7 protein-coding genes are annotated in these 13,747 nt (G+C 46.1%); 1 reads left to right on the top strand and 6 read right to left on the bottom strand.

Annotated features, from left to right (window positions below):
* Positions 1–38 precede the first annotated feature (38 nt).
* From FRX45_RS19625 to FRX45_RS19600, 6 genes are all read right to left on the bottom strand, one after another.
* Positions 39–962, bottom strand: a complete 924-nt coding sequence (locus FRX45_RS19625) for a hydroxypyruvate isomerase family protein (RefSeq protein WP_152270179.1) — start codon at positions 960–962, stop codon at positions 39–41.
* A gap of 65 nt (positions 963–1,027) precedes the next feature.
* Entirely contained in the window at positions 1,028–4,309 is a 3,282-nt protein-coding gene (locus tag FRX45_RS19620; protein WP_152270178.1) for a PVC-type heme-binding CxxCH protein, read from the bottom strand.
* A 76-nt stretch (positions 4,310–4,385) separates the two neighbouring features.
* Entirely contained in the window at positions 4,386–7,433 is a 3,048-nt protein-coding gene (locus FRX45_RS19615) for a PVC-type heme-binding CxxCH protein (RefSeq protein WP_152270177.1), read from the bottom strand.
* Between the two features lie 13 nt (positions 7,434–7,446).
* Positions 7,447–8,919, bottom strand: a complete 1,473-nt coding sequence (locus tag FRX45_RS19610) for a neutral/alkaline non-lysosomal ceramidase N-terminal domain-containing protein (RefSeq protein WP_226805468.1) — start codon at positions 8,917–8,919, stop codon at positions 7,447–7,449.
* Positions 8,920–8,924: 5 nt separating this feature from the next.
* Complete coding sequence (locus tag FRX45_RS19605; RefSeq protein ID WP_152270176.1) at positions 8,925–10,409, bottom strand: hypothetical protein; 1,485 nt, start codon at positions 10,407–10,409, stop codon at positions 8,925–8,927.
* Between the two features lie 184 nt (positions 10,410–10,593).
* A complete protein-coding gene (locus tag FRX45_RS19600; RefSeq protein WP_152270175.1) occupies positions 10,594–12,567 on the bottom strand; it encodes a sialate O-acetylesterase in 1,974 nt (657 codons plus the stop codon).
* A 228-nt stretch (positions 12,568–12,795) separates the two neighbouring features.
* On the opposite strand from FRX45_RS19600, the gene FRX45_RS19595 reads away from it, so the two are divergent.
* The gene (locus tag FRX45_RS19595; protein WP_152270174.1) at positions 12,796–13,608 is read left to right on the top strand and encodes a polysaccharide deacetylase family protein; all 813 of its coding nucleotides are present in this window, start codon (positions 12,796–12,798) and stop codon (positions 13,606–13,608) included.
* Positions 13,609–13,747 lie beyond the last annotated feature (139 nt).

The raw sequence follows: 13,747 nt of genomic DNA, 5'->3' as shown, positions 1-13,747 counted from the left end.
AATTAATAGCTAAATTTCAAAACAGAATTATAAGCCCTTTACTTCGGATCAATAGACCGATAAGCCTTTAATACAGCCAGCTCTCCTTCCCTGCCGGGCTTGCTGATGCTGTGTTCCATGCCCATAAACCCACGGTAACCTTTATTGTAAACATGTTGGAGCACATTAACAAAATTGATTTCCCCCGTGGTAGGTTCATTACGCCCCGGTGTATCGCCAATCTGTATATAAGCGATCTCATCCCAGGCGTAGTCGAGGGTAGGAATGATATTTCCTTCTTCAATCTGCACATGGTAAAAATCAAAAAGCACTTTTACAGAAGGGCTTCCCACAGCTTTTGCCAGTGCATAGGCCTGGGGGATAGTATGCAAAAACATACCGGGGTGATTAATCCGGTGGTTCATACTTTCCATTACCATCACCAAACCGTGCGGCTCGTAAATTTCGGCTATACGTTTCAGTAATTCAATAGCATTGGCCATCTGGAAATCATCGGGAAGTTTGGGATCGGCCATACCCAGCACATTATGAATAAATTTGGTATTCATCCGTTTGGCTACATCCACCGACGCACGAACATCACTCAGCACTTTTTCGCGTAAGGCGGCATCCCTCCCTGCAAAAGTTACGTGCTCAAAAGTATGGGTACCTACAAATTGCCCGAACTCCATACCCAACTGCTGAATCGTTTTGCTGATGCGCTCCTGTTCCTCCAGGCTCCTGTTTTTCAGAAAAGTATTCTCCCATGCCCGGAACCCCTGGTCGTAGCCCCATTTAATCTTATCCACCACATCCTTTCCAGGCAGATTAGAAAAAATATTAAAATCGGGAGAGAACTTCATCCTGAAGGGTGGCTCTGTGAAGCGCTTTTCTTTTGCGGAAACCATTGTCAACGGTACCTGCGTAGCGGTTAATGCCGCAACGCTGGTGAGCAGCCCATTGATAAATTGACGTCGTTGCATAGTCGAAAATTTAAAGCGTTTATATTGATGTGTTCGGGTTTACCGGTACTATTGCATTCTAATCATTACCTCAATAACTTCTGGTCGGTTTCGGGATCCTGGTCCTGACCCAGAATAAAGGCCATTAGATCCGCCATTTCCTGGTTATTCAGTAACTGATCAAAACCCTGTGGCATCAGCGACATATCCAATATCTCCATTGACACAAGATCTGCACGTGGAATACGAACAGCAGTTTGAGCGGAAGTAGCAAGAATAATTTCATCGGGGGTTCTTTCTTTGATGATGCCTGTGTGCCCGCCCCCTTTCGTTTTCACCCGATAGCTTTCAAATTCCCTTACAAAGCTGGCACTGGGGTACACAATGGCTTCCAAAAGATCGTGTGCCGACCGGTCGAGCTGAATAGAAGTAAGGTCCGGGCCAAAATGTCCGCCATCGGCTCCAATGGTATGACAGGTAGCACAGGTAGCCTTCCCAAAAAATAGTATACGGCCGCGGTCAAGTGAGCCGTTGGGAATGTTCTTTTCCAATGCTTCAAGCCGCTTTAAACGATCGGCTCTTACTTCATTCAATTTGGCCATGAGCTGATCTGTAGCGGGTTTGATTGTGTTAGGATATTGTTCAAAAACCTTTTGAAGATATTCGGGTGTAAAACCGGAGAGGCTTGAAGACCGTGTTAATGCTGAAGCCAATGCATTACCTATTTCAACAGCATGTTTTCCCTGAAATACAGGAACAAGCCGGGGCAAAATAAAAGCATCTGCTTTAGGAAGAAAATCGGTAGCCAGGTGCAGTAACTGCTGTTCAGAAAGTTCACCCTCTGCCAACGTTGAAGCAATCTGCTGACGAACTGCGGCCTCTTTTCCCACCTGCAACTGTTGATACAGGTAATCAAAATTGTGGTTGGTGATTTTTGGTTCTGATTTTAATATAGTGGTAATAGCCTCTACCCTCAGCTCCGTTGAATTTTGTGTATCGTCCGCCACTTGTTGTAAACCGTTGTTCAATGTAGTAATCCCCCGCAAACGGATCAATCGCATAACCTGCGATTTAACTTGTGCGTCCATGCCGCGGGCTAACTGATTTTGAAGCTGGTTCGTCCATGGATCCGGAAATTTTTCAACCTTGCAGGCTTCCATTGAACCGAGGAGGAAAAGCTTATGCGCCGGCGTTGCTATTGTAAACTGATCCGCTATAAATTGCTGCATACGGGTATCGCCACAAAATGAAACCAGTATATTGCCGAAGAGTCGTTCTTCCTCCTTGCTTAACGGAGCGCGCTGAAAACGGCTTCTTAAAAACTGTACCATATCAGCCGACCATTCGGGATGATGAGCCGCTACCCATAAGGCGGTATGCTTTAACGATATATTATTGGTGGTAAGAAAAGGTGTGAGCTGTTTTGCCTGCAAAGTAGATGAAGGCATCTGGTCGAGCGCTATAAGCGCTGCTTCCTGCACTCCGGCGGAAACATCGGCAAGCCCTGACGCAACCAGCGCCGGTTCATTAATGGAAATGAGCGCATAAATAATGGCATGGCGGATAAACCGGTCTTCTGTATCGCCGGCCGCGGCAAGTAAAGCTTCAACGGCTTTTTTATCTTTGATTTGTCCGAGTGCCGTAGCCGCCTGCCGGCGTACTGCGGGGTCGCTTTTGGCCACCAGTTCCATCAGCTTATCCACTGCCTGAACATCTTTTGCCAGTCCGGCCGCACGTGCCGCGGCTATACGCACCTGTTGGTCTGTATCACTTAATGCAGTCCTCACTGCTGCCATCGCTCCGGGTGTACCTACCCGGTAGAGTGCAAAAACCGCTTTTACTTTTGCTTCCACCGGCTGAGATTGTTGAAGTACAGTCCTAATTGATTCAATAGCAGCATCACCGGCATCCACCAGCCGTTGTACCGCACGATCGCTTACAAAAGCGTTGGCGGATCCAAGATGCTTCACCGCATCGTTGGGCTGAAGGTTTGCCCACTGCACAGCATTGCCATAGGGATCATCCGCTTTTTTTACTCCGTTGCGGCGTACCCGGTAGATTGATCCTTTTAGTTCGGGTTTGGATACCTGCGATAACGGACATCCCTTGATGAACCATCCGCCGGTTTCTACTACGAGTAAACTTCCATCTGCGTCTTCCAGCACGTCTGTAGGATGAAAGTCTTCATTATCCGACCAGAAAAACGGTTCATCTTCCGTACGGAAAGACGCGCCTTCCCTGGATAGTTTATGCCTGATAATGCGATGCGTATTGAACTGGGCGCTGAACAGGTTATCTTTAAAATCATCCCCCAGTACGGTATTCCTGTAACGGCCAATGCCTGCCGGCGATACGCGGGAGTATTTACTCACCACCGGCATCAGGTCGCCCGTACGTACCAGCTTATCGCGGTCAATATTGCTATTGGGTTTCGGGTATACGCCGCCTTCCGTCCAGTACACCAATGCATCCCGCTCTCCCGCTTTGGGATCCGTAAAATATGTTTCCGTGCCAATAGGTTCGCCGGCTGCAGTAAATGTCAGTTCAACAGGATTATTCATACCGCCGGCGGATATCCATTCCAGTCCCGAGCCATCGGGGCGCACACGCCAAATGCGGGCTGTCTCACCCTTCAGCTTCACTCCTTCTTTTGTTGTTACATCAAAGCCCATAATTGCACTGGTCATGTACAGCCAGCCATCGGGCGACATAAATGGACCAATAAGGCTGTTGGCATTTACATTAAGTGTCCACCCGCTTAGCAGCACCTCCCGCTTGTCGGCTACACCATCGCCATCCGTATCAGTAAATTTCAGCAGGTCGGGCGCCGAAGTAGCGTACAAACTTCCTTTATAAAAAACGCCGCCCTGTGGAAATCCAACCTTATCGGCGAAGATGGTGCTTTTATCGTATACGCCATCTCCATTGGTATCTTCTATGAGCTTGATCCTGAATTGGGGATTCTTCAATGCGGAATCTGTTTTAGGATATACATTACCGGTAGATTCAAAAACGAAGAGCCTGCCGGTTTCATCGAGTGTAGCGAACATAGGATAATCTAAAAGATCGGGCCCTGCCGCTACTTCTACCGTATACCCTTCGGGTACCTGCGGTAGGTTTGCCTGCGTGGCAGATTGCTCTCCACAAGAGGAACAAAAAAAGACAGTTGAAACGAGAGCAACCCAAAACAATTGAGTGCATTTCAAATTGTCGCCGGTTCGTGAAGACACGAACCGGGGCAGCCAGGCGATTGAAACGAGAGCAACCCCAAATAATTGGATGGACTTCTTGTCGCCGGTTAGTGGAGACACAAACCGGGGCAGCCAGAGAACCGGAAATGCTTTGCTGAACTGATTATTGTTTTTCATTTTCAAACCTTTCAAATAATAATTTCATTCTTATAATAAAGAGGACGAATACCGCAATATTTACCATGTATATTTTTCATTCCTGCCTGCTGTTTCGTAAAAAAGCAATCAGGTCGGCCATTTGCTGCGGATTGATCTGAGCTCCCAAACCCGGCATGAGCGACATATTCAGCGCTTTTATAGATTTAATATCCTGGCGATTGATTGTTTTTTCAACGCCTGGCGCACTGTGTAAGGTGATGGCCGCCGAGGTTTCACTCCTTATCATTCCCTGAAGCGTACCACCTTCATTCAATTGCAGTTCCCAAAGATCAAAACCCTGTGCTATGGAAAAATCAGGATCCAGCACATTCACCATAATATCCTTAGCAAGCCAGTTGTGTATGGTTCCCAAATCCGGACCAAACGCTATGCCCGATGCTCCTCTCACCCGGTGACAGATAGCGCAGTTCTGTGTATACACTATCTTTCCTTTGGCTTTGTTACCTGGTAATTCCAGCGCTTTCTGATATTCGAGGTTCGTTTTTGGGGAATCATTTTTAGTGAGTAAAGCACGGGCGCGATTTCTGAGTTTTTCATCTTCATTGCTCATGAGTTGCACCCTGCGGTTCCAGCTAATGCTGGTTGGCGCTACTTGTTTTTTCTCAACAGCATCCAGCAGTAACCGTATCCGTTCTTCATCCTGCATAAAAACAGGCAGCGCCGCATCGCGTATGCCTGGCGTCAGCACATCCCATTGTTGCAGCAGGTAGGTAGAAACGTTAGTGCCGGGCAGTTTAGCTAATATTTTAATGGCCGCAATTTGCACTGATGGCTGTTCCTGCGGAACGATTAATCCTTTTAATATATTACCGTAGGGGGCGGCATCGCTCAAGGCTAAATAATGAATGGCTTCTTCTCTTCGCTCCTCCTGTAGTTTTTTATTTCCGGCTATGGAAACGGCCTTCACAATTCCGGTTTCAATTGTATTCCCTTTAGTTGCGGTAAGCTTTAATAACTGCAGCGCTGCTTTGCGCACTTCCGCATCAGGATGTTCAAAAAAGCCATTTACCAAAAGGGGCTGGAGGTTTTGTAAAACAGCGCGTGCGGGCTCATTTCGCTTTAATCCCTCACTCAAACCCTTTAGTACCGGTGCCTGCCAGCTTTCTTCTTTTTTAAAACCCGGAGCAATCGCTTTTTGTATCAGCTTACCAATCGCCTCTTGCGTTTTTCCGGCGCCAATCATTGCGGCAAGTCTTTGTGTTAATGAAGCATAAGCCGGAACATCATTCCTGAAAGTGTTCAGCACTTCTTTCAGCAGGGAACCAGCCTGAGAAGCGGATGCAGATAAAGCGGCTACCTGCATCCATTCATCGCTGAGGTTGCTGAATAAAAGTTTTTGTCTTGCTGTGGCTGCTTCTGCTGTATTAATATATCCAAGGGTACACAACAGTTGAAACCGTACTTTGGGATCAGTATCATTTTGCAATAACAACAGCGTAGTCCCTAATTCCGGAGAAGCTGCTAAATGCAACTCTGTCAGTTTAACAGCATTCTCCCGTACTCCTGCAACAGTATCATGTAACGCCTTTTTTATAAGTTCGGAACTTAGTGCACCCATTCCTTCTAATGTCCATAGTGCATGCAACCTTCCTAATGGAGCATCCCGGTTTTCACTCATCTTCACCAAAGCAGGTATCGCGGTCTTATCCATCCGGTCAACCAATAACCGTTGCGCATTTAGTCTCCACCAAATATTTTTATCATCCAGATGGCCCACCAATTGCTCAATGGTAGCGCTACCCAATGCAAGACCTTTTGTCCAGTTTGCGGCTTTTGTACCAGTCGGTGTAATTCTGTAAATACGGCCCATATTATAGCCATCATATAAACCGCCAGCGGCAACCGCTTCATCCGACATCCATTCGGGATGCTCAATAATACGGCGATAATAATCCAACACATACAAAGCGCCATCAGGCCCAACATACATATTTACCGGGCGCGACCAGGCATCGGTTGAAGCCAGAAATTCTTTATCGCTACGATGCCGGCCTGCTATAAAACTACTGCCATTGTCTTTTATAATATCCGCATGTACCAGGTTACTTACCGATTCCGCAACAAATGCCACATTGCCATCAAAGGGCGAAGGAAAAAGCCCGCCAAGGCTCATGGTTATTCCGCTTGATGAAGTAGTTAAACCAACGGGTGTAAATAATTGGCGGTCTGGATTTTTAGTGATCTGAAAAACCTCCGTAGCATCGCCATGATCTGAAATAGATTGGGTGGCGTTTGAAAGCAACAGTTCGGGATTGCGTTTCAGATAAGGCGCCGCTATCATTTCTTCATAAATATGGTTTTGGTTATGCGTTAAAAAATGATGCCCCCACTGATCGAATGTTTGTCCAAACTGGCTTTTTGCGGCAGTCATTTCCAGTTTTTTATGATCGGGCTGAAACCGAACCGTACGTGCTTCGGCATTTTTAGGTAAGCGTGGTTGATCAGGCTGACCAGGAAAATAAATTTCCGTTCCCTGGTCGCCAAATTCAGTTCCATATTTGCGGGTGCCTATCGCTCCAAAATGCGAGAGATAAATCCAGTTATCCAAACCATATACCGGGTTATTTACATTCACATGGGGGTTGGATAAAGAAAACCCGGTTAACAGAGTGTCCCTCAAGTCAGCGCGGCCATCACCATTCGTATCTTCCAAATAAAGTACATTGGGTGCATCGGTTACTATTACGCCACCTTTCCAGCGTTGTATGCCATTAGGAAATATGAGCTGGTCGGCAAATACAATACTCTTATCCATCTTTCCATCGCCATCGGTATCCGTCAATAATTTTATTTTGCCTGTTCTACTATTATCTAATGGATAGCCAGGCATCTCCACCACATAGAGGCGGCCGTATTCATCTATTTCCATATCTACCGGGCTGGCAATAAGCGGTTCAGCAGCCAACAGTTCAATAGTAAATCCTTCTTCTATTTCAAATGTAGCAAGTGCAGCTTCAGGTTTTATTGCTCCACCGGTATAAGATAGCGGCGAATTGCCACAGGCTTGCAATACGATCACCAACAAAAAGTAAAAACAAATGCAGTAGCTCCAATGCCCGCATAAGCCGGATAATTTTTTCATTCTTTCAAAGCGTTTACGGGTTGTTTTCTTTATTAAGTAAATCCAACATTTCAAATAGCGATTGAGTGATCTTCACTGATGCCTCTGTTTCGAGATAGCTTGAACGGGCACGCCATGTTTCATAACCACCCAGTTGGTGTTGCGCCGGTGTGGGCAAATAGCCATTGTATCCATTAGCCAATGAAATAGTGAAAGTGGATTTGAAAGGGCTTTTTGCTTTAATCTCCAAACCGGTTTCCGCAAATACTTCACAAGGAATTGCAGTTATGGCCAAATCGCCTATGCGCATGGACTGAAGGAGGAGTGATACCTGATTTGGATAATCATTTATTAAAACCGTTTCACGGGCGTACAGCGCTTCTACGGAAGTGAGTACGGGTTTGTTTACTTTGGAAAGAATTGTTTTAGCGCGGGTAAGTTCCGTTTTATCGGGCTTGCGTACCATCAATTCAATTTGTTTTTGCTTAACGCTTAAAGGAACCCAGTTTTGATACTTTATTTGCTGTACTACTTTATATACTTCCGCCGCAATAATATTGGCAACTTTTTGCATTTGATGATAGGGAGGGGAAGACACGGAAGATGCAGCACCGAAATTAATATTATTCACATCGCCGCTGGTACCGTTAGACATGATGGCGACAAACTGATTGTGCTGTCTATCCGCATTTAGCAACTGCTGCATACGACCGGCAAACATACCATAATAATCAGCGGATACTTCGCCTTTACCAACGCCGCCCACATAATGCAGGGAATAATTCGCCAGTATAGCAACAGGCGTTCCATCCAAAGCCTGAATGGAAACCACCGAAATACCAGGATCCGTAGGACCGGCGGGTTCAAGCAGGTTGGGGTTACCAACACCTGGGTTCATCTTTACCTTATCTGTATTTCCAAAAGGATTGATCAGCGGTTCACCGGGTTTCATGTTCCAGCGGCGGTTAAATACCTGACCGGCTTCGCTGCCCGTGCCCCAGCCTATACGCGCCGGCGCCAGGTTATTATGGGCGTTTATAACGGCATCGGCTATGCGACTTTCAAGAAAGTGAAGATATCCAGAATCCGGATCGCTTTGAAAAACCGAACAGGCAGTGCCACCGGAATGCGTATGCGTGGCAGAGACCAGCATATGCTCAACGGGAATATGGGTTATACTGCTTGCGCGGCGTTTGGCTTTATCCAATGTTGCCCTTGAAACCATGCAAAGATCAGCTACGGCAATAGCAAGCTGTGTATTCCCATCATCAAGCACTATACAACGTACATGCGTTTCATCGTGAATATGCTGCACGGTTTCATCGCTAAAATTTCCATTGATGGATGTTCCGACCGCGGGTGTAATATTACTGGTTGACGCTCCTGCACGAAATATCCTGCCCGCATCGGTTTGTGCCGATGCTATACCTGACAGCGTCAGCAGCGCAATACCAACAGCAGCAGCGGCAATACGGATTGTAATTGGGAAGCCGTTTTTAATCTTCAATATTGTCATTTTGCCTCTTTCCAAAGTTCATCAATCAGCGCTAAAGTGCGTTCCACCAATAGCTGCCCCCCTTCCGGGCCAACCGCGCTACTCTGGCAAACCGCGCTGTATCCGCCACCCGTTACCGCCTTGCTTGTTGGCAAATAAGTACCGGGACCGGCAAGCTGTATCACAAATGTTTGCAGGGCCCTGCTGCGTGCCTGCATGCGGATGCCATAATCGGTAAACAATTCAAACTGGTTGGTACATATAACAGCATCGCCTATGCGCACCACATGTATTTCCGTTTCATATTGCGGATTCGGGTTCGTCTTTTGCCGCTCATAGCGCTTCACCACATCACCAAACCAGGTCATTTTTGCATGCAACTGATCTGCCATTTTAGGGTCTTTAGCTATTTGCCGGGCAGCATCATCCCGCACCTGCATTGAATTTTTGGATTCTTCTTCTGTAATAATACGCATAGGCAGTAGCAGCTTTTCAACTTTATGGACTAAAGGAACATTTGTACGCGCTTCATTTTTTACCGCTTCGTAGGTTTTATCAACTGCCCAAACAATACGCTGGGCTATATCTTCCATACGATCCGTATTACTCAGTTTCCGCATTCTTTCTTCGGCCTTTTTACGATACATGGGGTGTGGCGACTGATCGCCCGCGGCGCCTATCCAGCCGAGTACACAAAGACCGGCGCCATATTTTTTTTGTAAGGAAACGCGTACCACGTGCCAGTAATCGGCATTTACAGTAGAACGCCCCTCTACTTCCTGTGCGGGGCAGGCTACGTTAATACTCATTGCAATAAGCTTCTTATTGTTGTCCCAGAAAAAAAGGGTATTTACATCATGATCTTCATAACCTTCGAGGTTCAGAAATTCGGGCGTATTGGTTTTGCCATACATAGCGGCAGTTCCATCGGCATATACCGCTCTGCGGTTATAAGCGACCGCCGCCCTGCTCTGTCCCCAGGTAACGCTTCCGGCACTACGGTTTTTCCATGCTTTTACGATGGCCTCAGATACCCGCTGCGTAAATAATTGAAGATATTCCGATACCTGCGAAACGCCTTCTTTTGGTATCTTATATTGAAAGGATACTTTATCCGGATCATCTTCCAGTACGGGCGCCGTGTGGGTGTGTGTAGCATTCAGAATAATATTATTCACGTCAAAGCCAGGCAGGCGTTTGCTTACTTCCGCTCTCACCTTTTGTAAATAATCGGCTGGAATAAAAACCAGGTCGCAGGAAACCATGATGGTTGTTCCCACCGACTGGCTGCCATTTCTCGATTCTAACGCAATGATATTGGCGGTTAAGGGCGTTTCCGCTTTGTTTGCAATGCGAAGCTCAAACTGTCCCATTAATGCTACCGGTAACTTTGGGGTAATATCTGCGGTTGCTTTCCCAATATACAATTCCGTTGCCTGTACACTGAAAATACATAACAGATATACAGAAAGTAAAGCGCGTTTTTGAAAAGATACAGCCATCTTATCTTTTATTTATTGGTTTGGGTTAATTGATGCCAGCGCTTAAGTACTTAATAATTTAACACAACACCTATTTGTACCTATGCATCTATGTGACTACGTGTAAAAAAAAATGAACACATAGGCACAGTAGGCACATAGTAAGGCATAGACAACAATGTGCACCCATGCATCCCCGAAATCATTATTTGAACCGCACTTCTTCCGTAATGCTTTTCCAGGTATCTGTACGGAAGGGCGCGGCAGGTAAGCCTTCTTTATTAAACAGGTTAGCTTCCATATTGTCATCGGCCCAACCATAGTGCACAGCAACCGGGTTGGCTACCTCATCACTCCAAACCACCACTTTCCCATTTTGGATCTCAGCTTTCGCCCAATGAAATACCTTATCGGCGCCTGCTATTTCAAAACCCTGCAGGTAACCATATTTACCTGAAGCTATTAAACCAGTTCCCGTATCAGTGAAAGTAAGTATCGCTTTATTCCCTTCCTTTTGCATGGATTGAAATTGCGGACCCTGCGAAAGCATATTTTGCCCGTATGCTATTTTTAAAGCCTGGAGCGACAGTCTTTTTCCTACATCCTGTTTATTGGTAGGATGAATATTTTTTGGATTGCCAATATCATGAATAACGGCCATGCCTGTACGCGGCAAAGCCTGCAGGGTTAAAGCCTGTGCTTCGCGTAATTCGGCCCAGCTACTTCCTTTTCTACTATCGCCATTATTGGCATTAAAACTGGCCAACTGTACAAACAAAAAAGGAAACTCCTCCTTCCAGCGGTTACGCCAGTCGCTGATCATGAGTGGAAAGGATTTTCGGTACTGGTAGGCGCGTCCTGCATTACTTTCGCCCTGGTACCAGATGGCGCCCTGCATGGCATAGGGAATCAACGGCGCGATCATACTATTGTACAGCAAAGTACCCGCGTCATTGGGACCGGCAAACTGGTTATTGTTTGTGTAAGATTCGATCCTGTATTTCCATATTCCCGCAAGCGATTGTTCATAAGCGCCCCGGCTGATCTTTACGTCTTCAGGCTTACCGGTAAAGCCACCCCGTCCTCCAAAATCCTCAATGCGCACCGCGATGCTGTTTTTTCCCGCATGCAGTTGTGATGGCTCCAGTATATAGATTCGGCCGGTTGCCGTTTTACTGGCAGTACCGCCCACTTTTATGCCATTTACATAAGTAGCATCCACATCATCAATAGTACCCAGCGACAGTGCCACACTTAAACCGGTTAATGAATCGGGTAATATAAATTCGCGGCGAAACCAAACTACGCCGTCAAGGTATTGGAAATCCTTGCGGTCGAAATTGCCCGGCACTTCAATCGTTTTCCATTCGCTGTCATCAAAAGAAGCAGATGACCATGATTGAACATCCCCGGACGCCGGTATGCCACCCTGCAATTCATTGATGGCATTGGTAAGCGTTGTTTTACGTTTTTCGCCGAGCGCATCCATAGATACAGGCATTGCATCCACTACATCCGAAAACTCGTTAAAACTTTTCATGGCTTCTTTGCTGATCCATGTTTCTACAATGGTGCCGCCCCATGAGGTGTTGATCAAACCAATGGGTATGCCTAATTTCTTATACAATTCTCGTCCAAAAAAATAACCCACCGCGGTAAACTGCCCCACATTTTCGGGTGTGGCTGTTTTCCATTCCCCTTTTGACAGATCATCCTTGGGTGCTAAGCTTATTTCCCGCGGCACTTCAAAATGACGGATCAGCGGGTAACTGGCAGCGGCTATTTCTTCCTCCGCGTTATCAGAAGCGCTTACCGGCCATTGCATATTGGATTGGCCCGAACATATCCATACTTCTCCAATCAATACATCATCGAGCGTAAGCACATTCTTTTTTCCTTTAACTACCAACTGGTAAGGGCCGCCCGCTTCAGCGGCATTCAGCCGAAGGATCCATTTCCCGTCTTTACCCGCTTTTATGGTTTTGCTTTGTTTTGTTATTCCACTGCCGCTTAGTTCAACGGTTACCTTTTCGCCGGCATCGGCCCAGCCCCAAACGGGTATGGGTTTGTTGCGCTGAAGTACCATGTGTGAATCAAAAATTTTGGGTAAGCGAACGTCTGCAATGGCCTGGTTAATACAAAGCAGGCATAAGAAAGAAAGGATCATTCTGAATGGCATAGCAAATAATTGAAGGCTAAAAAATTAAAAATACAAATAAAAACAATCCCCATAAGGAGAATACCGGGGTTAAACGATACCTGTTTAAAACGTTTTAAATTGCGGGAGGTGGCATATGGACCTGTTTCTTTGAAAATTGACTGCCACCTCAGCGCTTTTATCATTTGTTGCAGCAAATTATTTATCTTCCCTTGCGAACCCGCTGTATAATCATAAAACGAATACATCATGCAAACAAAAAGAATTTCTTCTCTGCTATATTTCTGTATTGTTTTTTTGATTTGTAGTAAGATTTCATCTGCGCAGGAATCTGCATTTATTTGGCCCGAAGGCAAAAAGATGGCAATCAGCTTAAGCTTTGACGATGCCCGTGCAAGCCAGGTAGATACCGGAACGGGTTTATTAGATGCCTATAATGTAAAAGCTACTTTTTATGTGCAGCCTCCCACTGTAAAAAATCGCCTGGAAGGCTGGAAGAAAGCGGCAGCCGGCGGCCATGAGATCGGTAATCATTCTATCAGCCATCCCTGCTCCGGGAATTTTTTGTGGTCGAGGGAAAATGCACTGGAAGATTATACTTTGAAACAGATGCGGGGGCAACTGAAAGCAGCCAACAAGCAGATTGAGGAATTGCTGGGCGTAAAACCAGAGGTTTTTGCATACCCCTGCGGGCAAACATATGTGGGCCGCGGAAAAAATACTCAAAGCTATATCCCCCTGGTAGCCGATATTTTTATCAGTGGCAGGGGTTGGCTGGCAGAAAGTCCGAACGACCCTGCATTTTGCGATATGGCTCAACTCACCGGTATTGAAATGGATGGAAAAGACTTTGAAGATATTTTGCCCCTGATAAAATCAGCACAACAGGCAGGTCAATGGGTGGTACTTGCCGGTCATGAAATGGGGAATAGCGGCCCACAAACCACGCGACTTGCTATGCTGAAAAAATTGATTGAATATGCACAGGATCCCGCCAATGAAATATGGATCGCGCCGGTAGGAACGGTTGCAAAATACGTGAATGAGCACAGGAAAAGATAAAATAATGGTATCCCGGTATCTTCCCTAACAATAAAAATTCCCGGATTTAAAACAACCGCCAAAAACAAGGCTGGAAAGAAATGTTGCTGGCAATTTTTATGTCTCCTTAACATTCCATACCCCTCAGGTTATCAAATGA

It is taken from the genome of Agriterribacter humi (assembly GCF_009192765.1).
Lineage (GTDB): Bacteria > Bacteroidota > Bacteroidia > Chitinophagales > Chitinophagaceae > Agriterribacter > Agriterribacter humi.
This window is presented reverse-complemented; position numbering and strand designations above follow the sequence as displayed.

Coding starts and splice junctions, on each gene's coding strand:
- FRX45_RS19625 (WP_152270179.1), bottom strand. CDS start 962: ATGCAACGACGTCAATTTATCAATGGGCTGCTCACCAGCGTTGCGGCA.
- FRX45_RS19600 (WP_152270175.1), bottom strand. CDS start 12,567: ATGCCATTCAGAATGATCCTTTCTTTCTTATGCCTGCTTTGTATTAAC.
- FRX45_RS19620 (WP_152270178.1), bottom strand. CDS start 4,309: ATGAAAAACAATAATCAGTTCAGCAAAGCATTTCCGGTTCTCTGGCTG.
- FRX45_RS19595 (WP_152270174.1), top strand. CDS start 12,796: ATGCAAACAAAAAGAATTTCTTCTCTGCTATATTTCTGTATTGTTTTT.
- FRX45_RS19615 (WP_152270177.1), bottom strand. CDS start 7,433: ATGAAAAAATTATCCGGCTTATGCGGGCATTGGAGCTACTGCATTTGT.
- FRX45_RS19605 (WP_152270176.1), bottom strand. CDS start 10,409: ATGGCTGTATCTTTTCAAAAACGCGCTTTACTTTCTGTATATCTGTTA.